General features: G+C 67.9%; 23 protein-coding genes, 1 tRNA gene and 2 CRISPR repeat arrays. Of the genes, 10 read left to right on the forward strand and 14 right to left on the reverse strand.

The window, feature by feature from the left end:
• Positions 1-81: 81 nt before the first annotated feature.
• On the forward strand, positions 82-3,036 hold the full coding sequence (locus TFU_RS09640; protein WP_011292383.1) for a glycoside hydrolase family 48 protein: 2,955 nt from the start codon (positions 82-84) through the stop codon (positions 3,034-3,036).
• A 156-nt stretch (positions 3,037-3,192) separates the two neighbouring features.
• On the opposite strand, the gene TFU_RS09645 is transcribed toward TFU_RS09640, so the two are convergent.
• Positions 3,193-3,483, reverse strand: coding sequence for a GNAT family N-acetyltransferase (locus tag TFU_RS09645; RefSeq protein ID WP_011292384.1), 291 nt, complete (start codon positions 3,481-3,483; stop codon positions 3,193-3,195).
• 174 nt (positions 3,484-3,657) lie between these two features.
• Here TFU_RS09645 and TFU_RS09650 point away from each other — a divergent pair, with 174 nt between their 5' ends.
• On the forward strand, positions 3,658-4,665 hold the full coding sequence (locus TFU_RS09650) for an L-threonylcarbamoyladenylate synthase (protein WP_011292385.1): 1,008 nt from the start codon (positions 3,658-3,660) through the stop codon (positions 4,663-4,665).
• A gap of 101 nt (positions 4,666-4,766) precedes the next feature.
• Positions 4,767-5,276 carry a DUF1918 domain-containing protein gene (locus tag TFU_RS09655; protein ID WP_011292386.1) on the forward strand — a complete coding sequence of 170 codons (510 nt, stop codon included), beginning with the start codon at positions 4,767-4,769 and terminating at the stop codon, positions 5,274-5,276.
• Positions 5,277-5,487: 211 nt separating this feature from the next.
• Positions 5,488-6,207: a CRISPR direct-repeat array (repeat unit 28 nt; unit sequence GGTCCATCCCCACGTGCGTGGGGCTCAC).
• Positions 6,208-6,298: 91 nt separating this feature from the next.
• A CRISPR array of direct repeats spans positions 6,299-6,571; the repeat unit is 29 nt; unit sequence CGGTCCATCCCCACGTGCGTGGGGCTCAC.
• Between the two features lie 310 nt (positions 6,572-6,881).
• Here TFU_RS09655 and TFU_RS09660 read toward each other — a convergent pair.
• From TFU_RS09660 to TFU_RS09675, 4 genes are all read right to left on the reverse strand, one after another.
• Positions 6,882-6,955 (reverse strand) — tRNA-Val (locus tag TFU_RS09660).
• 249 nt (positions 6,956-7,204) lie between these two features.
• The gene (locus tag TFU_RS09665) at positions 7,205-7,675 is read right to left on the reverse strand and encodes a peroxiredoxin (RefSeq protein WP_011292387.1); all 471 of its coding nucleotides are present in this window, start codon (positions 7,673-7,675) and stop codon (positions 7,205-7,207) included.
• A gap of 103 nt (positions 7,676-7,778) precedes the next feature.
• Positions 7,779-8,204, reverse strand: coding sequence for a DUF3052 domain-containing protein (locus TFU_RS09670; RefSeq protein WP_016188916.1), 426 nt, complete (start codon positions 8,202-8,204; stop codon positions 7,779-7,781).
• Between the two features lie 149 nt (positions 8,205-8,353).
• A complete protein-coding gene (locus TFU_RS09675) occupies positions 8,354-8,782 on the reverse strand; it encodes a secondary thiamine-phosphate synthase enzyme YjbQ (RefSeq protein WP_011292389.1) in 429 nt (142 codons plus the stop codon).
• Positions 8,783-8,947: 165 nt separating this feature from the next.
• Here TFU_RS09675 and TFU_RS09680 point away from each other — a divergent pair, with 165 nt between their 5' ends.
• On the forward strand, positions 8,948-10,648 hold the full coding sequence (locus TFU_RS09680) for an alkaline phosphatase D family protein (protein ID WP_011292390.1): 1,701 nt from the start codon (positions 8,948-8,950) through the stop codon (positions 10,646-10,648).
• Positions 10,649-10,669: 21 nt separating this feature from the next.
• Here the strand turns inward: TFU_RS09680 and TFU_RS09685 are convergent, their stop codons facing one another.
• From TFU_RS09685 to TFU_RS09705, 5 genes are all read right to left on the reverse strand, one after another.
• Complete coding sequence (locus tag TFU_RS09685) at positions 10,670-11,530, reverse strand: biotin-dependent carboxyltransferase family protein (RefSeq protein ID WP_011292391.1); 861 nt, start codon at positions 11,528-11,530, stop codon at positions 10,670-10,672.
• Between the two features lie 39 nt (positions 11,531-11,569).
• Complete coding sequence (locus TFU_RS09690; protein WP_011292392.1) at positions 11,570-12,175, reverse strand: 5-oxoprolinase subunit B family protein; 606 nt, start codon at positions 12,173-12,175, stop codon at positions 11,570-11,572.
• A 12-nt stretch (positions 12,176-12,187) separates the two neighbouring features.
• Positions 12,188-12,952: a LamB/YcsF family protein gene (locus TFU_RS09695; RefSeq protein ID WP_011292393.1), complete on the reverse strand. Its 765-nt coding sequence runs from the start codon at positions 12,950-12,952 to the stop codon at positions 12,188-12,190.
• Between the two features lie 89 nt (positions 12,953-13,041).
• Complete coding sequence (locus TFU_RS16090) at positions 13,042-13,599, reverse strand: hypothetical protein (RefSeq protein ID WP_146088124.1); 558 nt, start codon at positions 13,597-13,599, stop codon at positions 13,042-13,044.
• Positions 13,600-14,168: 569 nt separating this feature from the next.
• Positions 14,169-15,365, reverse strand: a complete 1,197-nt coding sequence (locus TFU_RS09705; RefSeq protein WP_041428127.1) for a PucR family transcriptional regulator — start codon at positions 15,363-15,365, stop codon at positions 14,169-14,171.
• Positions 15,366-15,553: 188 nt separating this feature from the next.
• Here TFU_RS09705 and TFU_RS09710 point away from each other — a divergent pair, with 188 nt between their 5' ends.
• From TFU_RS09710 to TFU_RS09730, 5 genes are all read left to right on the forward strand, one after another.
• Entirely contained in the window at positions 15,554-16,513 is a 960-nt protein-coding gene (locus tag TFU_RS09710) for an ACP S-malonyltransferase (RefSeq protein ID WP_011292396.1), read from the forward strand.
• The gene (locus TFU_RS09715) at positions 16,513-17,466 is read left to right on the forward strand and encodes a beta-ketoacyl-ACP synthase III (RefSeq protein WP_011292397.1); all 954 of its coding nucleotides are present in this window, start codon (positions 16,513-16,515) and stop codon (positions 17,464-17,466) included. The genes TFU_RS09710 and TFU_RS09715 overlap by 1 nt, the downstream gene beginning before the upstream one ends.
• A gap of 86 nt (positions 17,467-17,552) precedes the next feature.
• Positions 17,553-17,792, forward strand: coding sequence for an acyl carrier protein (locus TFU_RS09720; protein WP_011292398.1), 240 nt, complete (start codon positions 17,553-17,555; stop codon positions 17,790-17,792).
• 136 nt (positions 17,793-17,928) lie between these two features.
• A complete protein-coding gene (locus tag TFU_RS09725; protein ID WP_011292399.1) occupies positions 17,929-19,167 on the forward strand; it encodes a beta-ketoacyl-[acyl-carrier-protein] synthase family protein in 1,239 nt (412 codons plus the stop codon).
• Between the two features lie 202 nt (positions 19,168-19,369).
• A complete protein-coding gene (locus tag TFU_RS09730) occupies positions 19,370-20,509 on the forward strand; it encodes an EAL domain-containing protein (protein WP_038043902.1) in 1,140 nt (379 codons plus the stop codon).
• A 251-nt stretch (positions 20,510-20,760) separates the two neighbouring features.
• Here TFU_RS09730 and TFU_RS09735 read toward each other — a convergent pair whose 3' ends face one another.
• Complete coding sequence (locus TFU_RS09735; RefSeq protein WP_238569754.1) at positions 20,761-21,546, reverse strand: SGNH/GDSL hydrolase family protein; 786 nt, start codon at positions 21,544-21,546, stop codon at positions 20,761-20,763.
• 1,088 nt (positions 21,547-22,634) lie between these two features.
• On the opposite strand from TFU_RS09735, the gene TFU_RS09740 reads away from it, so the two are divergent.
• A complete protein-coding gene (locus TFU_RS09740; protein WP_011292402.1) occupies positions 22,635-24,836 on the forward strand; it encodes a hypothetical protein in 2,202 nt (733 codons plus the stop codon).
• 72 nt (positions 24,837-24,908) lie between these two features.
• Here TFU_RS09740 and TFU_RS09745 read toward each other — a convergent pair whose 3' ends face one another.
• The 3 genes from TFU_RS09745 to sufU all read right to left on the reverse strand — a co-directional run bounded on the left by TFU_RS09745 (position 24,909) and on the right by sufU (position 26,420).
• Positions 24,909-25,427, reverse strand: a complete 519-nt coding sequence (locus tag TFU_RS09745; RefSeq protein ID WP_011292403.1) for a DUF1269 domain-containing protein — start codon at positions 25,425-25,427, stop codon at positions 24,909-24,911.
• A 151-nt stretch (positions 25,428-25,578) separates the two neighbouring features.
• Positions 25,579-25,941, reverse strand: coding sequence for a metal-sulfur cluster assembly factor (locus TFU_RS09750; RefSeq protein ID WP_011292404.1), 363 nt, complete (start codon positions 25,939-25,941; stop codon positions 25,579-25,581).
• Positions 25,938-26,420 carry a Fe-S cluster assembly sulfur transfer protein SufU gene (sufU, locus tag TFU_RS09755; protein ID WP_011292405.1) on the reverse strand — a complete coding sequence of 161 codons (483 nt, stop codon included), beginning with the start codon at positions 26,418-26,420 and terminating at the stop codon, positions 25,938-25,940. Before sufU ends, TFU_RS09750 begins: the two co-directional genes overlap by 4 nt.
• Between the last annotated feature and the right edge of the window lie 4 nt (positions 26,421-26,424).

Consider the following 26,424-nt stretch of genomic DNA (forward strand, 5'->3'; position numbering starts at 1 on the left):
GAACGGCCTTGCCGGTTCTCGGTATGCCGACGAACGGCACGGCTGCTCCGGAACCGGAAGATCCGGAGGTTATTTCCAAGCATGAGATCGTTACTGTCTCCCCGGCGCTGGCGCACGCTGGCCTCGGGGGCGCTCGCAGCGGCCCTGGCCGCCGCTGTACTCTCCCCCGGCGTCGCGCACGCCGCCGTCGCCTGCTCGGTGGACTACGACGACTCCAACGACTGGGGTAGCGGGTTCGTCGCCGAAGTCAAGGTGACCAACGAAGGCAGCGACCCCATCCAGAACTGGCAAGTAGGCTGGACCTTCCCCGGTAACCAGCAGATCACCAACGGCTGGAACGGCGTGTTCAGCCAGAGCGGCGCCAACGTCACCGTCCGCTACCCGGACTGGAACCCCAATATCGCCCCCGGAGCCACCATCTCCTTCGGCTTCCAGGGCACCTACAGCGGCTCCAACGACGCCCCGACCAGCTTCACCGTCAACGGCGTCACCTGCAGCGGATCCCAGCCCGCCAACCTGCCGCCCGATGTCACCCTGACATCCCCGGCCAACAACTCGACCTTCCTGGTCAACGACCCGATCGAGCTGACCGCGGTCGCCTCCGACCCCGACGGCTCGATCGACCGGGTGGAATTCGCCGCCGACAACACCGTCATCGGCATCGACACCACCTCCCCCTACAGCTTCACCTGGACGGACGCTGCCGCCGGCTCCTACTCGGTGACCGCGATCGCCTACGACGACCAGGGAGCCAGGACCGTCTCCGCTCCCATCGCCATCCGAGTGCTGGACCGGGCCGCCGTCATCGCCTCACCGCCCACCGTCCGCGTGCCGCAGGGCGGCACCGCCGACTTCGAGGTGCGGCTGTCCAACCAGCCCTCCGGCAACGTCACGGTCACCGTGGCGCGCACGTCGGGCAGCTCCGACCTGACCGTCTCCAGCGGCTCCCAACTCCAGTTCACCTCCAGCAACTGGAACCAGCCGCAGAAGGTGACCATCGCCTCCGCTGACAACGGCGGAAACCTGGCCGAGGCGGTCTTCACCGTCAGCGCCCCCGGCCACGACTCGGCCGAGGTGACGGTCCGGGAGATCGACCCGAACACCAGCTCCTACGACCAGGCCTTCCTGGAGCAGTACGAGAAGATCAAGGACCCCGCCAGCGGCTACTTCCGCGAATTCAACGGGCTCCTGGTCCCCTACCACTCGGTGGAGACCATGATCGTCGAGGCTCCGGACCACGGCCACCAGACCACGTCCGAGGCGTTCAGCTACTACCTGTGGCTGGAGGCGTACTACGGCCGGGTCACCGGTGACTGGAAGCCGCTCCACGACGCCTGGGAGTCGATGGAGACCTTCATCATCCCCGGCACCAAGGACCAGCCGACCAACTCCGCCTACAACCCGAACTCCCCGGCGACCTACATCCCCGAGCAGCCCAACGCTGACGGCTACCCGTCGCCTCTCATGAACAACGTCCCGGTGGGTCAAGACCCGCTCGCCCAGGAGCTGAGCTCCACCTACGGGACCAACGAGATCTACGGCATGCACTGGCTGCTCGACGTGGACAACGTCTACGGCTTCGGGTTCTGCGGCGACGGCACCGACGACGCCCCCGCCTACATCAACACCTACCAGCGTGGTGCGCGCGAGTCGGTGTGGGAGACCATTCCGCACCCGTCCTGCGACGACTTCACGCACGGCGGCCCCAACGGCTACCTGGACCTGTTCACCGACGACCAGAACTACGCCAAGCAGTGGCGCTACACCAACGCCCCCGACGCTGACGCGCGGGCCGTCCAGGTGATGTTCTGGGCGCACGAATGGGCCAAGGAGCAGGGCAAGGAGAACGAGATCGCGGGCCTGATGGACAAGGCGTCCAAGATGGGCGACTACCTCCGGTACGCGATGTTCGACAAGTACTTCAAGAAGATCGGCAACTGCGTCGGCGCCACCTCCTGCCCGGGTGGCCAAGGCAAGGACAGCGCGCACTACCTGCTGTCCTGGTACTACTCCTGGGGCGGCTCGCTCGACACCTCCTCTGCGTGGGCGTGGCGTATCGGCTCCAGCTCCTCGCACCAGGGCTACCAGAACGTGCTCGCTGCCTACGCGCTCTCGCAGGTGCCCGAACTGCAGCCTGACTCCCCGACCGGTGTCCAGGACTGGGCCACCAGCTTCGACCGCCAGTTGGAGTTCCTCCAGTGGCTGCAGTCCGCTGAAGGTGGTATCGCCGGTGGCGCCACCAACAGCTGGAAGGGAAGCTACGACACCCCGCCGACCGGCCTGTCGCAGTTCTACGGCATGTACTACGACTGGCAGCCGGTCTGGAACGACCCGCCGTCCAACAACTGGTTCGGCTTCCAGGTCTGGAACATGGAGCGCGTCGCCCAGCTCTACTACGTGACCGGCGACGCCCGGGCCGAGGCCATCCTCGACAAGTGGGTGCCGTGGGCCATCCAGCACACCGACGTGGACGCCGACAACGGCGGCCAGAACTTCCAGGTCCCCTCCGACCTGGAGTGGTCGGGCCAGCCTGACACCTGGACCGGCACCTACACCGGCAACCCGAACCTGCACGTCCAGGTCGTCTCCTACAGCCAGGACGTCGGTGTGACCGCCGCTCTGGCCAAGACCCTGATGTACTACGCGAAGCGTTCGGGCGACACCACCGCCCTCGCCACCGCGGAGGGTCTGCTGGACGCCCTGCTGGCCCACCGGGACAGCATCGGTATCGCCACCCCCGAGCAGCCGAGCTGGGACCGTCTGGACGACCCGTGGGACGGCTCCGAGGGCCTGTACGTGCCGCCGGGCTGGTCGGGCACCATGCCCAACGGTGACCGCATCGAGCCGGGCGCGACCTTCCTGTCCATCCGCTCGTTCTACAAGAACGACCCGCTGTGGCCGCAGGTCGAGGCACACCTGAACGACCCGCAGAACGTCCCGGCGCCGATCGTGGAGCGCCACCGCTTCTGGGCTCAGGTGGAAATCGCGACCGCGTTCGCAGCCCACGACGAACTGTTCGGGGCCGGAGCTCCCTGATCCTGAACAGTCCGTCTCCTGACCGGCGGTCCGTGGCGGCGTAGTGCTCCCCCGCCGCGGACCGCCCTCCACCACCCCCCTGGGGCCGTCCGGCGCACCAACACCGGACGGCCCCAGACTCCTTTCACGGCCTGCTACTCGGCCCGACGCCCCGCCCTATCCAGCCCGATCAACCAGGTCAGCGTAGTCCGGGTGCCGCTCGAGCCACGCCTTGACATAGGGGCAGACCGCACGCACCCGCAGCCCGCGGGCCCGCACATCATCCAACGCCTCCCGCACCAGCCGGCTGCCCATCCCCTTCCCCTGGAAAGAGCCGTCCACCCGAGTGTGGAAGAAGACCACCCGATCACCGGCAACAGGCTGGTATTCCGTGAAACCGGCGATTTTCTCCCCGGCACGGATCTCGTACCGGTGCTGTGCCGGATTGTCGATCACCGTGACATCCATGGCGTTCCCCTCCCGTTCCCCAGGCGGCGGCGCATCTCTCATCCGGCGGCCTGCCCAGGACTGTCCTCTTCCCCAGGACAGCCTGAGCACGCGCCCGCACGGCGAACCCCAGCCACAGCCCTAGCATGGTGAACGGCCACGGTCGCAGGGCGACCACGACACCGAGGAGGAGTGATGGGCGACGGCGGCACAGTACGCCACCCTTCCGTACGTGCCGTATCACCGGCAGCGTTGGACGAGGCGGTACGCGTCCTGCGGGCAGGCGGCCTCGTAGCTTTCCCCACCGAAACCGTCTACGGCCTAGGCGCGGACGCCGCGAACCCGGCCGCGGTAGCGCGCATTTTCGCCGCCAAAGGCCGTCCCGCTGACCACCCCCTGATCGTGCACGTCGCTTCCGCGGAGAGCGCGCGCGACTGGGCTGCTACCTTTCCTCCTCTCGCCCGCACGCTGGCGGACGCGTTCTGGCCCGGCCCGCTGACCCTCATCCTCCCCCGCTCCGCCCAAGTGCCGGACGCAGTGACCGGTGGACGCGCCACGGTAGGGCTGCGGGTCCCCGACCAGCCGGTCGCGCTCGCACTCCTGGAACGCTTCGGCGGCGGAATCGCCGCACCTTCCGCGAACCGGTTCGGCCGAGTGAGCCCGACCACGGCCGCGCACGTTGCCGCTGACCTCGGGGACCGGGTCGACCTGGTGTTGGACGGCGGACCGTGCACGGTCGGCGTGGAATCGACGATCGTCGAAGTGGCCGACGGCCGGCTCACCGTGCTCCGCACCGGAGGCATCACCCCCGACGACCTTGCCGCGGTCACCGGAGCCCCCGTCGACACCACCCCCACCGGACCGGCCCGGGCACCCGGCATGCTCGCCGCCCACTACGCACCCGCCGCACGGGTCGTGCTAGCCGAAGCAGCAGAAGCCGCGGACACGGTCGCCCAGTGGGTGGAGAAAGGACACCGGGTGGCTGTGCTGGCGGAGACCGCTACCGTGCCCGAAAACCTGCCGGAAGGCGTGGTGGTGCTACCGTCCCCTGCTTCGGCTCGGGACTATGCCCGCGTGCTGTACCAGCGGCTGCGGGACGTGGACGCGGCGGGAGCCGACGTGGTCGTCGCGATCCCCCCCGAACCCGCGGGGATCGGCTTGGCGGTACGGGACCGGCTGCTGCGCGCATCCCGGGCGCACTGACCTCTCCCCCTGGGGCAAGGGATTTTTCCGCATAGACGAGCCCGTTTCCGGGATCTCTTTCTGTGGAGACAGAAAGAGAGCACCGACACCAGGGAGGGCCGATGAAAGCTCAAGCCGGAGACCGGATCGTTGTGGAACGCCCCCGCGATGACCTGCCCGCGCGCAAAGGCGTCGTGCTCAAAGTGCAGGGGGACAACGGGGGCCCGCCCTACTGGGTGCGGTGGGAGGACGAAGGCCGGGAAACCCTCGTCTACCCGGGACCGGACGCCCGTATCGAGCCCCGCCACCCCGTCCCCCAAGCCCGCCAGGAGCATACGGAGGCCCGTCAACCGCAGCCGGGACAGTCCCTGAAACGGATACAGATCGACGTCGCAGTGTCGGAGGTGCACGAGAACGGCTCCGTGCGCACCCTCGCCGAAGCGCAACTGCCGTCCACCAAGTGGAACCTGCGCGGCCACGGAGAAGCACGCAAGCATCCCACCGACGCCGATATCCCGGAGATTGGGGAGGAACTAGCCGTGGCGCGGGCGCTGTCCGATCTCGCCCACAAGCTGCGCCGAGTAGCCGCAGAAGACATCGAACAGGCCAGCCAAGCGTGGCAGCCCACGTGACCCGCAGCACCAGCAGCCCTGACAGCAGCGGGCACTCAGCGGTGCCGTTGCTGTCAGAGTTTCTCGTTCGATGCACAGCCCAAGGGCCCACGCGTGTTGGCCTGAGGCAGCGCTAAGTAACCGATAGCGCTCCTCAATGCCCGAGCAGTCCAGGCACTGCTGCATTCCCACAACTTTCGAGAAGGCGCCCGGGACATCAGTGGTTGTGTCCGATCTATCCCCACGTGCGTGGGGCTCACGCCCGGCCGGTAGTCGCCTCGGTATATGGCATAAGTTCACGTCTTATGGCACCGGTCCATCCCCACGTGCGTGGGGCTCACGTGACTGGCTCCGGTGGCACGGGTGACTGAGGCGGTCCATCCCCACGTGCGTGGGGCTCACAGCGCCCTCCTGTTGCTCCTGGTGCTGCTCCTTGGTCCATCCCCACGTGCGTGGGGCTCACGATCTATGCATTTCCGCCATCGTCAAGGCCGTCGGTCCATCCCCACGTGCGTGGGGCTCACCGCCCGACTAGCCAGCGCCCAGTGCCACAGGACGGTCCATCCCCACGTGCGTGGGGCTCACCAGCCATCGTCGGCACCGCCGCCCACGCGTGGCGGTCCATCCCCACGTGCGTGGGGCTCACTGAGCGCTAGATATCGAGACATCGCCAACGAACGGTCCATCCCCACGTGCGTGGGGCTCACTGGGTCTGCTGGAGAGGAAGCGGCTCGAAGTGCGGTCCATCCCCACGTGCGTGGGGCTCACGGGACTGGGAGGACATCACCACCAGAAGCGCTGAGGTCCATCCCCACGTGCGTGGGGCTCACGCCCTGCCCCCTCTGTTGGGGGCAGCTCCCGCTGGTCCATCCCCACGTGCGTGGGGCTCACGACCCGATCACCCGGGCGGCGTTCGGCCAGGCCGGTCCATCCCCACGTGCGTGGGGCTCACAGAAGCTGACCTGCAACTTTGCGAGGCGTTATCTCCTCGTTACCAAAGGCGTGGACAACTTCCTGGGCATCTCCGCCATCCTCAAGGCCATCGGTCCATCCCCACGTGCGTGGGGCTCATCGGGTACCTCGTCGATCTCGGTGTAGTCAAGGCGGTCCATCCCCACGTGCGTGGGGCTCACCGCCGGGGGGAGCTCCCCCACCTCGGTGACGGCGGTCCATCCCCACGTGCGTGGGGCTCACCACGCAGCGCAGGTGCGACCGGAACCAGAGGCGGGTCCATCCCCACGTGCGTGGGGCTCACACAACCTGCGCCAGCGGCAGCAGGTTCGTCGACGGTCCATCCCCACGTGCGTGGGGCTCACAGAAGCTGACCTGCAACTTTGCGAGGCGTTATCTCCTCGTTACCAAAGGCGTGGACAACTTCGTCGCACAAGACACTCTAGACCGTTTTCCAGAAATCTGAGTCAGAACTAGAACCCAATTATCACCGTCGCCATACGCGGAATGCCTGGCGGTCCCTGCGTGGCCATGACGAGCTTTCTTCTTGCGCGACGGATGACGGTTGATGGCACCACGCCCACGGGGCTCAGGGGAAGTGCTGTAGCTGGCCTCAATACAGCAAGACGCCCGGGGCCGTACCGGCTCCCGGGCGTCTCCGAGTGCGTATCGACGTGGGCGCGAGAGGACTCGAACCTCCGACCGCCCGCTTGTAAGGCGGGTGCTCTGACCAACTGAGCTACACGCCCGCACCATGGGCCCGACACTGTCAGGCCCGTCCCGCACAGAGATAGTACCGGTTCCGAAGAGTCGGCGTTGCACTCTTTACGGGCAGACCGTCCGCCATCCTCGGCACCACCCGGCCCACCCGCTGGTCACAGCCCTTCTGCCTCGGGCGGATCCGGTGAGAAACCGCAGGCCCTATTAGGTGCTCCTGCCTGCTTCCGCTCCCGGAAACCGGCTAAAGAGCCGTGGAAAGCCGCAGGGCAGCGCCATCCTCAAGGATTCCAGCCGAGGTCCGCGAACGCCTGGCGGTAGTCGTCCATGTCGCGGCCTTGGAATGTCGGGTTGACGACCTTCCAGCGCACCACGCCCTCAGTGTCGATCAGAAAGCTGCCGCGCAGCGCTACCCCTTTGGTTTCGTCGAACACGCCGTAGCGTTGCGCGACCGCGCCATGCGGCCAGAAGTCGGACAGCAGCGGAAAGTCCACGCCCTCCCGGTCCGCCCAGACCCGGTGGGCGAACATGGAGTCCACGGAGATTGCCAGCGGCTGCACGGAGCGCGCGGTGAACTCGCTCATGCACTCGTGGAGCTGCCGCAGCTCCTTGTCGCAGATACCGGAGAAGGCCAGCGGGTAGAACACCACCGCTACCCTGCTGCGCCCGCGGAAATCGGAGAGGCGCACGGTCTGGCCATGCTGGTCAGCGAGTTCGAAATCGGGGGCGTTCTGGCCAACCTCGATCGGCATGGGTCCTCGGTTTCTGTGCGGGTCGCGTCCGCCCCGGTGAGGAACGGCCCGCGACCCGGGTTAGTCGTCGACGTCCGCGGTGTCGGAGAAGAGCACGGAATCGTCAGCGCTTGGGAAGGACGAGACGGGTCCCCGACCAGTCGGGGCCTGCGCTCACCGCACTGGTCTGGGACAGTCCCGCGGTCGTGGCCGCCTCCGAGACGTCGTTAGGCGAGACGTGTCCCTCTCTGCCCGCCTTGGGCGTCAGCACCAGGATGCTGCCGCCTCCTTCGATCGTGGCGGACACATCTACGAGCACGTCGGTGAGGTCGTCCTCCTCGTCGGCGCGCCACCACAGCAGTGCCGCGTCCACGACGTCGGGATAGTCCTCATCCACCAGCTCGTTGCCGGTCACTGCAGCGATCGACCGGCGGAGCTGCTCGTCCACGTCGTCGTCGTATCCGAACTCCTGCACCACCTGACCCGGTTTGAATCCGAGTCGTTCGGCCAGGCTGCGCTCGCTCTGTGCCTGGCCCGCGGTCGCGCTCACGAAAAGTCCTCCTCCGTTATGGGTGGTGCCCGCTGTCACGGGCACGGCCGCGACTGGTCCCGTTTCCGGGGTGATCCCGCCGTTGCTGGCTAAGTTCACACGTTGGGTGCCTGGTTCGTCAACGCGTGTTTGTCAACTGTGCTCTGCTTCTACCATCCTGCCCCGTCAGAGGGACTCGTCAAGAACGACAGCCTCACCTGACGATCGGGATTGTCGACGTTCAGGTCAACGATGGCGATAGATTGCCACGTCCCCAAGGCGAGTTTCCCGGAAACCACGGGGATCGTGGCGTAGGGGGCGATCAGGGCTGGCATCACGTGGGAGCGGCCGTGGCCGAGCGTCCCGTGCTTGTGTCGCCAGCGGTCGTCGGGGGGCAGCAGGTCCCGCAGGCTGGCGAGGAGGTCTTCGTCGGAACGGGACCCTAGTTCCATCACCGCCACCCCGGCAGTGGAGTGGGGAACGAACACGTTGAGCAGCCCGTCTCCACCGGTTTCCGCGACGAACGTGGCGCATTGCGGGGTGATGTCGGTAACGCTCTCTGTCGTCCCGGTGTGTAACTCGAGCACAGTGGTCCGCATGCGGCAACGGTTACCCACATTCGGACCGGTTCCAAACTCGTTGCACCAGTTTCTCCAATTTTTCAATGTCAACAGCATGGGTGGGCTGGCTTGTTCCGAGGAAAGCGACAATACTCACGCCAGCGGCCCTGACTGTCCGCGGCGGGACTACAGCGGAGAGCGAGAGTGGGAAACGGATTACGGCTCGGCCCGATACTGCGTCACGTGACCGAGACGAGCGCCACGATCTGGGTGGAAACCGAGGCCGCTGGCACGGTCACGGTGACTGCTGGCGACCGGTCAGTGAGCTCCGACACTTTCCAGGTGCACGGGCACCATTACGCGCTCTGCGACCTCACCGGTCTTGCCTCGGGGCGGGCGGTGCCCTACCGCGTGGCAGTGGACGGTGTGCCTGTCTGGCCGCCTGCTGGCTCGTCGCATCCGCCGAGCCTGGTGCGTACTTTGGATCCCGCGGCTCCGCAGCGGCTGCTTTTCGGCTCCTGCCGGACCCCTACCGATCACGGTCCGGCCGCGGTCGCCCGCTATGGGGCGGATGTGCTCCGTGCCTATGCGCTGCGGTTGGCGGAAGCCCGCCGTGCTGCTTCCGGGGTTGCCGCGGAGGAGCCGACCGCGTTGCTGCTCATCGGTGATCAGGTGTATGCCGATGAGATCCAGCAGCCGATGCGGGACTATGTGGCGGACCGGCGCTCCCGCCATGGCGGGGACTTGCCGCATCCGCCCGACGACGAGGTCGTGTTCTTTGACGAGTATGCGGAACTGTACCGGCAGTCGTGGAGCGACCCGGATGTGCGGTGGCTGCTGTCCACTGTGCCCACTTTGATGCTCTTCGACGACCATGACATCCGCGACGACTGGAACACCTCTGGCCGCTGGCGGCAGGAGATCGCCGAGAACCCGTGGTGGCGGCACCGCATCACTTCCGGGTTGGGCGCCTACTGGATCTACCAGCATGCGGGCAACCTTTCTCCGGACGAGCGCGCCGCTGACCCGGTGTGGCAGGCGTTGTGCAGCGGCGGCGGGGGCGCGGCGTTGGACGAGTTTGCGTGGCAGGCGCACCTCGCCCCTGGCGCCTACCGGTGGAGTCATGCGCACACGTTCGGGCGCAGCCGTGTGCTCATGGTGGATACGCGGTGCGGCCGGGATGTCGCTGACGACCGGGCACGGTCCATGCTCGGCCCGGTCGGGGAGCCGTGGTTGGACGAGTCGCTGACCGGGGACGTGGACCACTTGATCGTGGCTAGCACACTGCCGTTTCTCCTGCCTAAGGGGGTGCACTATCTGGAGGCGTGGAATGAGGCGGTGTGTGCGGGCGCGTGGGGGGAATGGTTTCGCGGGCCGGGGGAGCGGCTGCGCCAGGCATTGGATTTGGAGCATTGGGCCGCGTTCCAGCGTTCTTTCGCTTCGGTTATTGCGGCGGTGGCGGAGGTTGCGACTGGGCGGCGGGGGAGGCCTCCGGCGAGTGTGCTGTTCCTCGGCGGGGATGTGCACTTTTCCTATCTGGCTCGGGCCCGGCTTCGCGGCTATGCCACGGACACGGTGATTGCGCAACTAGTCTGTTCTCCGCTGTGTAACTGGCTGCCGCCTGCGCTGCGGCGGATGACGTGGCTGTCGGCTCGGGCGGTCACCGGGCTTAGCTGCCGTCTTCTGGCCGCTTCAGCCGGTGTGCGCGCGCCCGCGGTGACGTGGCGTCTCGACGGCGGGCCCTGGTATGACAACGCTTTGGCCACCCTTGTGCTGGACGGCCGGTCTGCCACGGTGCGTTGGGAGCACTCTCCTGTGCCCCGTACGCTTGCGCGGGCTGTCACCCAGCCTGAGCGTCGTCCTCCGGTTGCGGAGCTGGCCGCTTACCGTCTCACGCCGCGTTGAGCGGACGAGGAAAGACCGGGGTCATCCCACGGCGCGGAACCGGAGCCGGGTGCCGGGGCGGGCCTGGGCGGCCCAGCGCAGGTCTGCGGAGACGACTACGGCGATCACCGGGTAGCCGCCGGTGACGGGGTGGTCGGCGAGGAAGAGCACGGGGTCGCCGTGGTGCGGGATCTGCAGTGCTCCGGGGACGATCCCTTCGCTGGGCAGTTCTCCCAGGCGGGAGCGGGGCAGCGGCGGCCCTAGCAGGCGTGCCCCTACCCGGTCGGTTCGGCTGCTGACCACGTAGTCGCTGGTGAGCAGGGTGCGGATTGCGTCTTCGGTGAACCAGTCGTCGCGCGGTCCCAGCATGACGCGCAGTTCGACCTCGTCGCGGGGGAAGACGGTGTCTGGGGCGGCGTCCACTACGGGAAGGTCCTGGGGTGGCGGCCCCACTGGCAGCACGGTGCCCGGGGTCACCTGTTGGGGGCCGAGGCCGGCCAGTGTGTCCGTGCTGCGGGATCCCAGCACGGGGGGTGTGTCGAGCCCGCCGCGGACCGCCACATAGCTGCGCAGTCCGCGTTCCGGGGTGCCTATCCGCAGTTCGGATCCGTCGCGGAGGTGTATCACCGTGTTCATGGCGGCGGCGCGGCCGTCCACGCTTACCGGTCCTGGTGCCCCGGTGACTGCTACGGTCATGGCTCCGTGGGCGCGGCATCGCAGCCCGCCGAAGGTGACTTCGAGGGCGGCAGCGCGGGGCGGGTTGGCGACAAGCCGGTTCGCCAGCGCGTAGGAGACGGGGTCGGCGGCCCCGGAGCGTCCCACTCCGAGGAGGGCGTGGCCGACCCGGCCTGCGTCCTGCACGGTGGTGAGCACCCCGGTTTCGAGCACTTCCAGCGCTGGCATCGGCTCCTCCTCTCCCCTGCCTGTCGGGTTGGGCGCTGGTTACACGGGGACGAATTTCACTCGTGTTCCGGGGCGGAGCAGTCCCGGCGGGTCCCGGTCGAGGTTCCAGACCGCGACGTCGGTGCGGCCCAGCAACTGCCATCCTCCTGGGGAGCTGCGTGGGTAGATGCCGGTGAAACCGTCGGCGAGGGCGACTGATCCCGCGGGTACGCGGGTGCGGGACTCGGCGCGGCGGGGGACCCGCAGCCGGGGGTCGTCGCCGACGAGGTAGCCGAAACCGGGGGCGAAACCGCAGAACGCCACGATCCAGGTGGCGGCGGTGTGGGCGGCGACCACTTCGGTCTCGCTCAACCCGGTGGTTGCCGCGATGTCGGCCAGGTCTGCGCCGTTGTAGCAGACGGGAATTTCCACTTCTCCGACCGGGTGGGCTGCGGCGGGTCGCAGCGGCAAGTCGCGTACGGCTTGCCTGATTCGGGTCCGGTCGGTTCCGGGGGTGAGCCGCAGCAGGATGGTGCGGGCGGCGGGGACGACGTCCTCGACGCCGGGCAGGGGGTGTTCGGCGAGCGCGGCGTGCAACGCCATGACCGTGTCCAGGTCGTCGACTTCGATGAGGAGTCCGGCGTCACCGTATTCGAGGATGCGCATCACCGTGGGTCCTCACCTGTGGTGGGCGAACGCTTTGAGGTTGATGCCTGCGTTGCTGAGCCGCTGCGCGACCTGTTCGGCGACTCGGACCGCGTCGGGGGTGTCGCCGTGGACGCAGAGGGAGTCGGCGGTGATCCGGATCGGGGTGCCGTCGATGGCGGGGATGGGGTCGCCGTTGGCGATCCGCAGGCAGCGTTCCGCGATTTCTTCCGGGGAGTGCAGGACCGCTCCGGGGTGGCGGCGCGGCACCAGGGTGCCTTCGGGGGTGTAGGCGCGGTCCGCGAACGCTTCGCGGACTACGCGTAGCCCGGCTTTTTCCGCCAAGGTCAGCCACAGGGATCCGGGGAGTCCCAGGACTGCCAGGTCGGGGTCGTAGAGGCGTACTGCTTCGACGACGGCGCGGGCTTGGTCTTCGTGGTGGACGATCGCGTTGTAGAGCGCGCCGTGGGGTTTGACGTAGCGGACCCGTTCCCCGGCGACCCGGGCGAGCGCGTCGAGCGCACCGATCTGGTAGATGACGTCGTTGACCAGCTCGTCGGGGCTTACTTCGATGAACCGGCGGCCGAATCCGACGAGGTCGCGGTAGCCCACTTGGGCTCCGATGACGACGCCCCGGCGGGCCGCTTGTTCGCAGACCCGGCGGAGGACGAGAGGGTCTCCGGCGTGGAAGCCGCAGGCGACGTTGGCGCTCGTCACCACGGAGAGCAGTGCTTCGTCGTCGCCGAGTTCCCAACGGCCGAAGCTCTCACCGAGGTCGGAGTTGAGATCGATGTGCATCGGTGTTCCTGTCCGTCGGCCCCGGCAGGTGTGCCGGGGCCGACGCTGCGGGAGTCATCCTCCCGAAAGAGGGGGTTGTCTGTTCCAGGTTAGTTTTTAGCTTTCTGCCGCTGCTCGTCGCGACGGCTCCGGGTCTTGGGACGGGTGTTGGACCGCAGCCGCAGCAACTGGAGTTGCAGCGGCTGGGTGGAGTTCGGACCGCTCTTCGCGGTGATACTCCTGGACCCGCTGGTGAATCCGGGGACCACCGCTTCCACCGGTGTGTGCGGGCGCGGCGGAGCCAGCCGCGGAGGCACACCGGGGATGGCCGGGTCTTCCTCCACTGTTTCCTTGTCGTCCTTCTCCGTACGTCCGGTCCGGTCGGTGTCCCCCGTGGACGTCGCTGCCTCCTTGCCTGCCAAGCGGGCTCGCCGCCAGTCAAGCCACCAGGTGATCAGCGGCCATTCGACTCGGGCAGGCTGGGCGAGTGCTGCCCACAAGTACGCTTTCGCGCCCCAGGCTTCCATCGCCCGCCGTGCGCGGGAGACGGTGAAGTAGCCGGGAAGCGCGAGGAGCAGTTGCGGCCAGGACAGCAGTAGGGCGGCCACATACGGGAAAAGACCATCGCCGGTAATCGATGCGGCCGCACCCATCACAATGGGTGTCATCGCCAGTCCGATGCGTACAGTGGAGATCTGGCGAAAGCGGTACAAGGAACGGCGCACCGACGTTTCTGGGGAAACGCCGGCGGGAAGAGGTGTGGGCTGGGCAAAATATGCCAGCAGTAGCGCGCCGACGGCAACCGATACGGAAAGGAGAATCGTCCAGCCGGGCGCTGACCACCGGCCATCCACCATTAAGGCGAGCGGCCCTAGCAGGAGGATCGGGAGCGGAACGTGGAACAGGACCCGCCGTCTAATCTGGCCTGCGGCTGTAGGTTCCTGGACGTACTCTATGACGCGAGTGCGCAACCGTCTCAACATGGACGTCGTCACCACTCCCCTCTTCACGCGCTTACCGTCCCACCAACCGGTTGACACGTCCCTGAAGTAGGGCCGAGAACCGTGGCCGCGGTACGGAGAGAAGCGGACCCCTAATTTTTTAGGGACCCCATCGTTCACGTTATCTGGTTTTCTTGGACTGTGGGGCGCTGTCACCTCACAAGAAGTGCCGCTCCCGGGACTTTCTGTTCTTCTTCCGCGGCTTAAGGCGCCCTCTTTTGGCACGGGTGGCCGGTTTACGGGGTGTCGGCGAGCCGGCCGAGGGTCAGCGCTACCCGCAGCACGAACGATCCGCGGCCGTCGGTGGGGACGTAGCCGGTGAGCTCCGCCACTCTGCTGAGCCGGTAGCGCACCGTGTTGGGGTGGACGAACAGCATCCGCGCGGTGGACTCCAGGGACGAGGCGTGCTCCAGGTAGACCGACAGGGTGTCCAGCAGGGGGGTGCCCGCGTCCCGCAGCGGCTGGTACACCTCTTCGATGAGGGTGCGCCGCGCGGCCGGGTCCCCGTTCAGTGCCCGTTCGGGCAGCAGGTCCTCGGCAGCGACCGGCCGGGGCGCGTCCGGCCAGCCGGGGGCGGCGCGCAGCCCGTCCACGGCGGCGCGGGCCGACTGGTTGGCGGCGCTCAAGTCGTAGACGGGGGGTCCCACCACGACCGGTCCCGGGCCGAACAGTCCCGCTAGTGGTGTGGCCGCGCCCATGGGGTCGGAAGCGTTCTTCTCGTTGACGCCTACAACGACGACGACACGGTCGCCTTGGACGCCTGCGAGCACGTCATGTCCTGCCCGACGGGCATGGGAGCGCAGGTCTTCCAGGGTTTCTTCGGCGTCTTGGTCGCCGAGGAGGCCCGCGATCGCGATGACGGGGATGCGCGACCAGCCGAGGGAGGCACCCCACGTCTGGAGGCCTTCTTCGCGGTTGCCGTGCAGCAGGGCGTCGACGATCAGCGCTTCCAGCCGGGCATCCCAGGCTCCTCTGGCTTCTGCGGCTCGGGCGTAGATGCGGGCCGTGCTGAACGCCACTTCCCGGCTGTAGCGGAGCATGGCTTCGCGCAACTGCTGTTCGCCGCCGGGGGCAGCGAGTTCGGAGACCCGGCTCTCCACCACGTCGATGACGACCCGCACCATTTCCACGGTCTGCTGCAGCGACACTGAGCGGATGAGTTCCCGCGGCGCCGTGCCGAACACTTCCACGGCGATCGCGGGGCGGCCCCGGTGCGGGTTTTTGAACCAGTCGACGAAAGCCGCGACCCCTGACTGGGCGACGAGGCCCACCCAGGAGCGGTCTTCCGCGGACATGGAGCGGAACCATGACAGCCGCTGTTCCATCTGGGCTACTGCGGCCGTGCCCAGGGCGCCCATGGCGCGTTCCAGTCGGCGCACGGTCTCTGCGCGTACGGCGTCGTCGTGCGGGGACGCATCAGGGGAATCGGTCACCCTTCTAGGGTGACACTTCACGGCAGGACAGCCGTACAGTGGGGTTCCGTGCTCCCCAGGGGGCGCTGCGGAGACGGCGGGGGAATACTTCTCTGCGGGGATATGTGCAGTCTCCACAAAGGGCTCACCGTGAAGTTCGTGCCTGTCCCCATCAAGCTGGTGTTGTTCTTCAGGGCAAGGTTGATGCTGTGCTTGCAATCGTCGCTCCGGGCCAAGGCGCCCAGGTACCCGGTTTCCTCTCCGCGTGGCTTGAACTCCCCGGAATGGCGGAGCGGTTCGCTGAATGGTCGGATGTGGTCGGGCTCGACCTCGTCCGCTACGGCACCACCGCTGACGCTGAAGAGATCCGGGACACCGCGGTAGCCCAGCCGCTGCTGGTGAGCGCGGGCATTGCGGCAGCGATCGCGTTGTTCGGCGACCTTGAGTCCGCCGCCGCATCAGCCGATGTGGTGGCCGGGCACAGTGTCGGCGAATTCACTGCGGCCGCGGTTGCCGGTGCTCTGACGCCCCGGGATGCGCTGCTGCTCGTTGCGGAGCGGGGCCGGGGGATGGCTGAAGCGTCCGCGGTCACCCCGACGGGAATGACTGCGGTGCTGGGCGGCGATCGGGACGAAGTCCTCGCCGCGATCAAAGCAGCGGGTCTGACTCCCGCTAACGACAACGGTTCGGGGCAGATCGTGGCCGCCGGGACTCTTGAACAGTTGGAGGCGTTGGCGGCTGCTCCCCCTGCCCGGGCACGGCTGCGTCCTCTCGCGGTTGCCGGTGCTTTCCACACCCACCACATGGCTCCCGCAGTGAAGCGCGTGGAGGCCCTGGCAGCCACCCTCACGCCCGCTGATCCTCGTACTCGGCTGTTGTCCAACCGTGACGGCGCAGTGGTCACCTCCGGCTCGGAGTACCTGTCCCGTCTCGTGTCGCAGATCAGCTCCCCGGTTCGGTGGGACGCCTGTACCGCTACCCTCGCTGATCTCGGTGTCACCGCACTGATGGAGCTGCCGCCCGCAGGCACGCTGACTAATCTCGCCAAGCGAGCGCTGCGCGGTGTGGAACTGCTCGCCATCAAGTCTCCCGAGGACCTGGACCGGGCACGCACACTCGTCGCGGACCACGCGGGTGCGACCTCCACCGACCTGGAAGGGCAAGCGTGATGAAAACCTCCCAGTCCGTCCCCGGAGCATGTGTCGTCGCTTTCGGCGAGTACCAGCCCGCCAACGTCGTCACCAACGACGACTTGGCGAAGCGCGTCGACACTTCTGATGAGTGGATCCGCAGCCGGGTGGGTATCGCCGAACGCCGGATCGCTTCCCCGGAGGAGAGCGTCACCGACATGGCGGTCGCTGCCGGCGGCAAGGCGCTGGCTGCCAGCGGTTTGGCGCCGGACGACATCGACCTGGTGATCGTGGCGACCTGCACGCAGCGCGACCAGATCCCTAACACGTCTGCGAGCGTGGCCGCGCGGCTCGGCATCCCCGCGCCGGGGGCGTTCGACGTCAACGCGGCTTGTGCCGGGTTCTGCTACGCGCTGTCGGTCGCCAACGATGCGGTGCGCGGGGGTTCGGCGCGCAACGCGCTGGTGATCGGCGCGGAGAAGCTTTCCGACTGGGTTGACTGGGATGACCGGTCCACCTGTGTGATTTTCGCGGACGGTGCGGGCGCGGCCGTGGTGTCGGCGTCGGACGAGCCGGGGATCGGCCCCGTGGTGTGGGGGAGCGCCGGGGACCGGGCCGACAAGATCTACCTGCGGGACCACAAGTACATCTACCAGGAGGGTCAGACGGTCTTCCGGTGGACGACCACCGAGCTGTACCCGGTGGCGTTGGAGGCCTTGGAACGGGCCGGGGTGGCCCCCGAAGAGTTGACTGCCTTCGTCCCGCACCAGGCGAACCTGCGCATTGTGGAGGCCATTGCCCGTAAGCTGGGCGCGCCTCAAGCGATCATCGCGCGCGATATCGTCACCGCGGGGAACACCTCGTCGGCTTCCATCCCGCTCGCCTTGTCGCGCATGATCGGACGCGGCGAGCTCCCCTCGGGCAGCACCGTGCTCACTTTGGGTTTCGGAGCTGGTCTCACCTATGCGGCACAGGTCCTGCGCCTTCCGTGACGCGGTGCCCGGCTCCGTTTGCAGCACACCGAAGTCGTCGTGCGGCTCCGCCTCACGGCAGGAGAGAACGTAAGGAGAAACCTGACATGGCCTACTCGGAAAAGGAGATCCTGGACGGTCTCGCCGAAATCATCGACGAGATCGCCGGTGTCCCCGCGGCCGAGGTCACCCCGGAGAAGAGCTTCGTGGACGACCTCGACATCGACTCGCTGTCGATGGTCGAGATCGCCGTCGCCGCACAGGACAAGTTCGGCGTGGAGATCCCCGACGACCAGCTCAAGGACCTGAAGACGGTTCAGGACGTCATCAACTACATCCAGAAGTAACGGAGCTGAGCCGTCGGCCCGCCGACGCCGCAGCCGTCGGCGGGCACGCTGAGTGTCGTCCGGGACTATGCCCGGGCCGCCCGCACACCGCGGGACCACAGCGCACCGACCATTTCGACGAGAAGGGCGATCGACCATGAGTAACCGCGAAGTCGTCGTCACCGGCCTTGGAGCGAGCAGTCCTCTGGGAGGTGACGTCGCCACGACCTGGTCGGCGCTGCTCGAAGGTCGATCCGGCATCACTTCCCTGCCCGAGGAGTGGCATGAGAAGCTCCCGGTGCACTTCGCGGGCCTCCTCGCTGAGGAGCCGTCCGAGAAGCTGGAACGCCACCGACTGCGCCGCCTGGACCGGACCCAGCAGTTGGCGTTGATCACCGCGCGGGAAGCGTGGGACGACGCGGGCTCCCCTGAAGTAGACCCGTTGCGTCTGGGTGTCGTGATGTCCAGCGGTATCGGTGGCATCTTGACCACCCTCCACCAGTACGACATCTTCCGGGAGAAGGGCTGGAAGCGGGTCTCCCCGTTCACCGTGCCGATGCTCATGCCCAACAGCCCGGCCGCCGCTGTGGCGCTGGAGTTCACTGCCCGGGCGGGGGCTCACGCCGCGGTCAGCGCCTGCGCGTCCAGTGCGGAGGCCATCGCTGACGGCATCAACATGATCCGCTCCGGCCGCGCCGACGTGGTGATCGCGGGAGGGTGCGAGGCGGCGATCCACCCGCTGAACATTGCCGCGTTCGCTGCGATGCGTGCCTTGTCCACCCGCAACGACGACCCGCAGGGCGCGTCGCGTCCGTTCGACGTCAACCGGGACGGTTTCGTCATGGGTGAGGGGGCAGCCACTCTCATCCTGGAGTCGGCTGAGCACGCTGCGGCCCGCGGGGCCCGCGTGTACGCGGTGGCCGCGGGAGCCGGATACACCTGCGACGCCTACGACATTGTGCAGCCTGACCCGGTCGGTGCTGGGGCTTCCCGTGCGATCTCTGCCGCGATCGCGGACGCTGGGCTGAGCCCGTCCGATATCGCGCACATCAACGCGCACGCCACTTCCACGCCGGCGGGTGACGTGCCGGAGACCGTGGCGATCCGCAGTGCCCTGGGCGACTCGGCTGCTGACGCTGTCGCGGTGACCTCCACCAAGTCCATGACCGGCCACCTGCTGGGTGGTGCTGGTGCGTTGGAGTCGGTGGCCACCGTCTTGGCGCTGTACCACGGGGTGGTGCCTGCAACCATCAACGTTGAGGAGATCGACCCCGGCGTGGTGGTTGACGTGGTGGTGGACAAGCCTCGGGAGCTGCCGTCTTCCGCGGTGGCTGCGCTGAACAACTCTTTCGGTTTCGGCGGACACAACATCGCCTTGGCGTTCCGCCGTCCTTGACCGGTGCTGGGCGCGCCCGCCACGCGGTGGGCGCGCTCTGCTGTTTTCTGGGATTGTCCGCGGCACCCCGCGGGTCCGGCGTCTGGCGGGGTGGGAGGCGGCCCGGCTTCTCGTCTCCTGTCACGTCGCGTGAGCCGAAGAATTCAACTGGTTTTCATCTCGCTGTCTCCTCGTGCAGGGTCGGAGTGGCGACCATGGTGCCGTGTCTCCACAGACGAGCTTCTCCGACGACACACGAGTGGGTGTTCTCCCCACCGCTTCCCTTTCGGTGGTCTTGCGCCCGATCATCGACCTGGACTCTGGTGCGGTCTTAGCGGTTGAGGCCGTCGTCCCCGTTGACCGGCGGTCCGGTGCGGACGTCGCCGTGCTCACCGAACTCCTGGGACGGGTCGCCCGGGAGACTGCGGCGCGGGAAAGTTTTCTTCCCCTGGTGCTGCCTTTCCCAGCCCGGTTGTTGACGGCGGGCCAGGAACCGCTCGGGTTCCTGCGGGACACTCTGCAGCGGAGCGGACGGCAGCCGCGTGACGTCACGCTCATGGTGGACGCGGATTTGTGCTTCCTGCCTCGTGACCACCTGGTTGCTGCGTTGGCCCGAGTGCGGGAGATGGGGTTCCGGTACGCGTTCGACACTGCGCGGGTCTCCCCGGACCTTCTCGTGGAGACCGCGCCGTTCCTGTTCCGGATCGAAGGGTCGTTGACGTCCGGGCTGCCGGACCAGGAGCAGTGTGCCGCGATCGTGGACGGCATGACACGGATCGCGCGTGGGGCAGGAACGTTCCCTCTCGCGTCCGGGGTGACGTCGATAGCCCAGTTGACGGCGCTGCGCACTGTGGGGGTGCGGATGGCGCAAGGGCCCCTGTTCGCGGGGGACGACTGGGCGCCGGGAGACCGGGTCACCCAGATTCCCGCCTTGTCTTTAGAGCCGCTCGCCCCGGATTCCGGGGCTGGGCTGCGCGTGTCGGAGTTCATGGTTCCGGCGGTGACGATGACGGTCGAAGCCACTTCGGAAGAGGTGCTGGAAGCGTTCAGCGCCGATTCCGCGCTCAACAGTGTGATCCTGCTCGACCATCGCGAGCGTCCCGTGGCGGCTTTGGACCGGGCCCGGTTCCTGCTGTCGATCACCGGCCCGTACGGGCACGCCTTGTACGCGAAGCGTCCAGCCCAGAAGCTCGCTGATCCGCCGCGGACTGTTCCGCTTACGGCCCCCGCACTGGCTGCGCTGCGGATCGCCGGCACCGACCAGGATCGGGTCTACGACGATCTCATCGCGGTCAACGAGTTCGGCCAGTGCCGGGGCGTGGTCCACATCAGCGACATCATCCGCGGCCTGTCTGCCCGCTGACGCGGCGTCGGCGCCTCCTCGCGAGCGGGAAGCGCTCCGTTCCGTAGGGGCACGTAGAAGGGCGGAGAAGCGTCCCGGCTGTTAGGCCGTGGTCTTCCGGTGCTGTGCCGGACCGGGGCACAGCCGTCGGCGGGGACGGTTTCCCGGTGTTGTGCTCCTACCCTCCCCTGGTTCTTTGGCGGGTCTGGCGGGGCCACCACACCCCGCCCTGGTGGCGGTCCCCACCACCAGGGGCAAGCGGGGCGGTGCCGCTAATCCAGTTGGTGTTCCTCAGCGTCGCGGACGACGGGCGCGAGTTCCGTCATCCGCGGCCGTTTCGGCAGGCGCCCGTCCCCCGTGGACCGGCCCATGAGTCTGCGCCCCAGCCAGGGGACGAGGAACCGCACCGCCCACCGGCGGGTCTCCCGGCGGCGCAGTGGCCGGGGAAGGGGAACGTAGGGGGTGGGCCAGGGGTTGGCCCACAGCTCGCGGGGGCCGATGGGGTGGCCGAGCAGGTCAGCGATCCGGGCCGCGACGATCTGGTGCCCCATCGAGTTGAAGTGCAGGCGGTCCACGCTCCAGGCCCGCGGATCGTTGAGCGAATCCAGCGCCCACAAGTCCACAATCTCCACGCCGTTGCGTTCGGCGATTGCCCGCAAATGCATGCTGAACACGGCGATACGGCCGCGGTACATCCGCAGTACCGGAACCCAGCCGGTGTCGTGTCCGGACAGCATGACCACCCGGATTCCCGCGTCACGCAGTCGGCGGATTCCCCGCTCGTACTGCCGGGCGAGCTGGTCGAGGTTGGTGTTGGGCCGCAGCACATCGTTGCCCCCGGCGTGCACGGTCACCAGGTCGGGGGCGAATTCCAGGGTCTGCTCCAGCTGCTCCCCGAAAATGTGGCGGATGCGACGTCCGCGCACCGCGAGGTTGGCGTAGCGGAATCCCGGTGTTTTCGTGCTGAGGTGCTCGGCGAGTCGGTCGGCGAACCCCCGGTAGGTGCCGTCGGGGTTCGGGTCGTCCAGCCCTTCGGTGAGGCTGTCCCCGATAGCCACATACGACCGGATCACACTGGGCTGGGCTGCCGGTGTGCGGTGGAGCGGCCCTTGTTCGAAGCCGTGGGTGTCCTGTGTCGACCGCAGGGGGGAGATTCCCTTATGCGAGCTGGTCAAGTGACCCTCTCCTTTTCAGCTTCGGCGCTTCGCGGGTCTTTGTGCGGTTGTCGCGCCCTGACGCGGATCCAGGAGGCTGCCCGGTCCTTTCGGTGCCGGATTGTGACGCGACCGCTCAAGCAGAAAGCCCATGGCATCCAGCACCGCACACCAATGCATCCGGGACACCATCGGCTTTACCGGTGCGCTTTGGGCTCCGCCTGACCGGAACACGGGGCCGCCCTGTGGGGCATGCTGTTCCGGACGACGCGTCCGCCTCCGGGCTGTACCCCGCCGCTCTGCCCGCTGTCGGCATCCGGCCAGAACGCGTGCCGGTTACTACGTCTGGCACGCCAACGACTTCCGTGTCACGAGTCGATGATCGGGGTGAGGTGCGGGGGTACTAAGAGTAGATAAGCATACCGTCGCCGAGTTGAGGCGGGTGGCGGAGGATGCCGCGGCGTCGAGCAGCGGACGGCCCAGGCTGTGCGGGGCGTTCCGGGAAAGAGGTGTGGGCAGGCGCGGTCCGGCGGGGCGCGGTTCTGCTCGCTGGGTGCCGGGTGGGCAGCGCCGCGGCCGTGCTCGTTTCTCGCGGTGCGAGGGGACTCCTGGGCGGGCTCCCGATTTTCAGCCATGAGGGTTGAGGGAGGGGCGGGCGTGGTCCGCCGGTGCGGCAGGCCCGCAGCGGAAACCCCCACTCTCCCCTAACCAGACTTATGGGTAGATTGCCCGACAGACGCATTCTTAGGGTACTCTCAGGATTTCCCGTTGAGCACTACACAGAACGCGCTAATCCCCCATACGATCTGCAGGGATCGGCACCGTCACGCCGCGCCAGCGCCTGCCTCGCCGGTGCGCTGCGCCGGCCGACAGGGCCTGCCCAGCCCTTTTATCCACAGCCGAGGAGCGTCATGTGTAGCGCTTGATCGGACATTTGTATCGTTCTCGCATATTCAGCGAGTCGTGTCCCAGGAGGTCGAGGTCCCCCGTCGATGAACGCCGTTTCGCCGATCAGCCTCACCGACCTCGTTCCTGCTTTGCGGTGGAGTAAGTCGCCGGATGCCGCGACCGTGCTGCGGCATCCCCGGTTGGTGGATAGCTGGTGGCGGTCGCTTCCCCTGCCTCGTGTGCTCGACATCGCCGGTCCAACCTGGCTGGCGCACTGTCTGGCCCGGCTCTCCGTAGAGCAGTGGGACCACCTGGAAATCTGCGAGTTCGTCCCGACCTTGCGCGGGCTCACGGTGGATTTAGACGACATCGCTGAGCCTATCCGCGGTGCGGTGCGCAGCACCGCGGGAAGCTGGGAGCGGCTGATCCACACCTCTCCGCAGACCATGCGGTCGTGGGAGTTCCCCAACAACTGCGACCTGCTCGAGGTGGTTGGCGCGGTGATGTGGCAGTCGATTCTTCCCTTCACCAGCGGCCCCCTCAACGGGCCCGCCCCGTCTCCCGCCTTGATCATTGAAGCGGTGCGCACCATCGCGAACTGGATGCCCGCCTCCGCGCCGGACCACGTGCGCAACGCGATGGCCTACTTGACCGAGGCCACGGGCTCTGACTCTGCGGGGCCCACCACTGACACGGTGAAAAGCGCCCAGTCTTCCCCTGCGTCTCGCGCGATCCGGACCCTGCGGGCTCTGCGCGCCCAGCGCGACCACGATCTTGCCGCGGCCCAGAACACCGCCACCGCTTCCTCCCCGTCCCGTTCCGCAGACTCTAAAGAGTCGACGCCCCTCCTGGCTCGTCGCGGCGGCAGCCCGCTGCTGGGCCCCGGCGGTACCCTACGCCGTCCAGCGTTCGGGCCGCCGAAGGCGCTGCGCCAGCAGGCGGCGAAACCGGCCGCTGCCGCAGAGGACGCTCCCACCGCGTCCACCCCTGAGCCGGGCGCGCACCCCCTGGTCGACCTGTTCGACCAGTTGTGCCGTGACTGGAGCGAGTTGGAACAGCTCATCGCCACAGAGCGGCTGTTCACCTCGGAGCCGACCAGTATCCGGCTTCTCGCCGACCAGCTTCAGATGGACATCCGGGAGCTGCGGAGCGCCCAGCGCACCGTTGAGGAGCGGCTGCTGCAGTGGCTCAACTCCCCGGTGGGTGCGCCGATGGCGCAGCATCTGCGGGAAGTGTCCGACCAGTTGGGGGTGGCCAGCACCCTCGACACTCTCATCAACGCGCACCCCGACCACCAGGTCACTGTGCCGTCGCTGGGGATTCCGCTGTGGCAGATCGTCATGACTCTGTTCACGGACCGGCGGCTGGAAGGCAGTTGGCTGCTGGCCACCGACCCGGGGCATCTGCGCCAGCAGACCCGGCGTCTCCTCACCGACCAGCCCACGCTCAGCGAGGCGGAGTCCCGGCTGGCGGGCATCGGCATCCGCCCGCAAGCGTTGCGGCCGTGGCTTTTGAACACCCCGGGGGTCACCATCCAAGACGGGCGGGTACTGGTCGACGAGAGCGTGCCGTTGAGCACCGCCGAACCGGCGGGGGGATACGCCGGGTCGTCCGCGTTCCCCTCGGCTGCGCCGGGCGCGACCACCAGCAGCGGTCTGCCTATTCGCCGGCGGCCGGCCGAACCGCAGAGCTCCGCCGAACCCACGCTGAGCGTGGCGACGTCCGCGCGGTGCTTCCGGGCCCCCGACGGACGGTGGTGGCACCGGGTCGACGTCACTTCCGACCAGCTCAACGGTGCCCCGGTCGCTGTCCCGCCGGGGTATGCGGCGCACCTGGGGTTGCGGCCCGGGCGGCTGCTGTGCCTCACCGGCCCAGGGGCGGACCTGCTGGTCCTGGTCTGGCGGGACCAGGCGGCGTTCGACTCGCTGCGGCCGCTGCTGCGCCGGCTCGGCGCCCAAGCCGGCGACCGGTTGTTCATCACTGTCAACGGCGACCGGTTGGATGCCCGGTTGTTGCAGGCTTCGTCGATTCCCACGGACAACGGTCCGCTCGGCTTGGCGTTGAGCCTGACCGGCTACACTGCCCCGGCCACGGCTGAAGAGGCGCTCGACATCATCTTCCGTCGGATCAGTGAAACCGACGAGGGGTTCACGGGGGCCCCGGCCGAGCTGCTCAACCTGTTGGCCAAGCGCGGGGACGACGACATCGCGGAACAGTTGCGTCTGGCCTTGCCTGCCGCATCGGTTCCCCACTCCGGTCCCCCGCCGCAGCCTCCGGCAGGGACTGTTCCGGGGGCGCTCGGCTAGCCGCCGCTGTGCGGGGCACGTCCCGCGGGTGAGGCCTGCCCAGCCCTGGCGCAGTCCAGTGCCGGGCCCTGCTCACACGTGCCCTGGGGCTGTGGGAGGCTCGGGTTCGTCGGCGTGGAGGGCGCGGATCAGTTCCCGTTCGTCGTCCCGGGTCAGGCTGGTTTCCAGCACGGTGGGTTCCAAGGGCCGGAGGGCTTCCACGACCCGGTCCCGTGTCTCGGAGTGGACGAGCAGGAACACGGCGGCCCGCCCGTCGTCGAGCTGGTGTCCGATCTGGCGGATCAGATCGTCGTCGATACCGATATCGGTGAGTCGGCCCGCCACAGCGCCGATCGCGGTCCCCACTGCGAGCCCCAGCACCGGGGAGAGGAACAGCGCCCCGATCAGAGTGCCCCACAGGGCGCCGCCCGCGGCCCCCACCCCGGTCACGTTCAGCGTCTGCTGGATGCGGGGCCTGCCCCGGGCGTCTTTGTAGACGTAGGCGGCATCCTTGAGCCGCAGCAGCTCCCGCCGGGCCAAGTCGTCGGCGATGTCAAGCGCCTGTTCGGCCCGGTCCCGGTCGGCTACCCCGAGCACTACCAGGTGCGCCATGGCTGTTTCCGCCTCCTCCTGACCGGCCGCGCCCCTCCCCTGCCCGCTGGGCGCTGTCGGTCACGCACTACCCCGCCACGGCACAGCAAACGCCCGCGGTGCATAACACCGCGGGCGCGGGTACGGCGTGGTGGCAGGATGCGTTGCGGGATCAGACGTTGAAACCGAGCATCCGCAACTGGTCTCGGCCGTCCTCAGTGATCTTGTCCGGCCCCCACGGCGGCATCCAGACCCAGTTGATCTTGACGTCGCGGTCGAACTCGTCCAGCGTGCTGGCGACCTGCTCCTCCAACACGTCGGTGAGCGGACAGGCCGCGCTGGTCAGCGTCATGTCGATGACGATGCTGCGCTCGTCTACGTTGACCCCGTAGACCAGTCCGAGGTCGACCACGTTGACGCCGAGCTCAGGGTCGATGACGTCCTTGAGCGCGTCAGTGATCTCCTCCACCAGCGCTTCGTCCACCTCGGCGGTCTGCGTCTGCGTCGAGGTGGTCTCCTCGTTTCCGGTGCTCATACGGCCTCCTCCTGCCGCTGGGTTGCCAGAGACTTGGCGGTCGCGTCCTTCCACGCCATCCAGGCGAGCAGGGCGCACTTGACCCGGGCGGGATACTTCGACACCCCAGCGAAAGCCACCGCGTCCTGCAGCACGTCCTCGTCGGGTTCGCCTTGCCCTTTGGACTGCATGAGCGCGGTGAACTCGTCGAGGATCGCCATCGCCTCGTCGACCGTCTTGCCGATGAGCAGGTCGGCCATGACCGAGGCGCTCGCCTGGCTGATGGAGCAGCCCATGCTGTCGTAGGAGATGTCGGCGATCGCGGCGCTGCCGTCGCTCTCCTTGTCCGCGGGCTTGAGCAGCACACGGAGGGTGATCTCGTCGCCGCAGGTGGGGTTGACGTGGTGGCTCTCGGCGTCGAAGGGTTCCCGCAGCCCTTTGTGGTGCGGGTTGCGGTAGTGGTCCAGGATGATCTCCTGGTACATCGCGTCGAGTCTCATGGCA

This window comes from Thermobifida fusca YX, from assembly GCF_000012405.1.
Classification (GTDB): domain Bacteria; phylum Actinomycetota; class Actinomycetes; order Streptosporangiales; family Streptosporangiaceae; genus Thermobifida; species Thermobifida fusca.

What these genes read in the sequence shown, in the direction of transcription:
- TFU_RS09750 (WP_011292404.1), bottom strand. Translation starts at nt 25,941, where the DNA reads ATGAGCACCGGAAACGAGGAGACCACCTCGACGCAGACGCAGACCGCC.
- TFU_RS16090 (WP_146088124.1), bottom strand. Translation starts at nt 13,599, where the DNA reads ATGACACCCATTGTGATGGGTGCGGCCGCATCGATTACCGGCGATGGT.
- TFU_RS09685 (WP_011292391.1), bottom strand. Translation starts at nt 11,530, where the DNA reads ATGCCAGCGCTGGAAGTGCTCGAAACCGGGGTGCTCACCACCGTGCAG.
- TFU_RS09665 (WP_011292387.1), bottom strand. Translation starts at nt 7,675, where the DNA reads ATGCCGATCGAGGTTGGCCAGAACGCCCCCGATTTCGAACTCGCTGAC.
- TFU_RS09740 (WP_011292402.1), top strand. Translation starts at nt 22,635, where the DNA reads ATGAACGCCGTTTCGCCGATCAGCCTCACCGACCTCGTTCCTGCTTTG.
- TFU_RS09675 (WP_011292389.1), bottom strand. Translation starts at nt 8,782, where the DNA reads ATGCGGACCACTGTGCTCGAGTTACACACCGGGACGACAGAGAGCGTT.
- TFU_RS09695 (WP_011292393.1), bottom strand. Translation starts at nt 12,952, where the DNA reads ATGCACATCGATCTCAACTCCGACCTCGGTGAGAGCTTCGGCCGTTGG.
- TFU_RS09640 (WP_011292383.1), top strand. Translation starts at nt 82, where the DNA reads ATGAGATCGTTACTGTCTCCCCGGCGCTGGCGCACGCTGGCCTCGGGG.
- TFU_RS09690 (WP_011292392.1), bottom strand. Translation starts at nt 12,175, where the DNA reads ATGCGCATCCTCGAATACGGTGACGCCGGACTCCTCATCGAAGTCGAC.
- TFU_RS09725 (WP_011292399.1), top strand. Translation starts at nt 17,929, where the DNA reads ATGAGTAACCGCGAAGTCGTCGTCACCGGCCTTGGAGCGAGCAGTCCT.
- TFU_RS09720 (WP_011292398.1), top strand. Translation starts at nt 17,553, where the DNA reads ATGGCCTACTCGGAAAAGGAGATCCTGGACGGTCTCGCCGAAATCATC.
- TFU_RS09645 (WP_011292384.1), bottom strand. Translation starts at nt 3,483, where the DNA reads ATGGATGTCACGGTGATCGACAATCCGGCACAGCACCGGTACGAGATC.
- sufU (WP_011292405.1), bottom strand. Translation starts at nt 26,420, where the DNA reads ATGAGACTCGACGCGATGTACCAGGAGATCATCCTGGACCACTACCGC.
- TFU_RS09655 (WP_011292386.1), top strand. Translation starts at nt 4,767, where the DNA reads ATGAAAGCTCAAGCCGGAGACCGGATCGTTGTGGAACGCCCCCGCGAT.
- TFU_RS09715 (WP_011292397.1), top strand. Translation starts at nt 16,513, where the DNA reads ATGAAAACCTCCCAGTCCGTCCCCGGAGCATGTGTCGTCGCTTTCGGC.
- TFU_RS09650 (WP_011292385.1), top strand. Translation starts at nt 3,658, where the DNA reads ATGGGCGACGGCGGCACAGTACGCCACCCTTCCGTACGTGCCGTATCA.
- TFU_RS09745 (WP_011292403.1), bottom strand. Translation starts at nt 25,427, where the DNA reads ATGGCGCACCTGGTAGTGCTCGGGGTAGCCGACCGGGACCGGGCCGAA.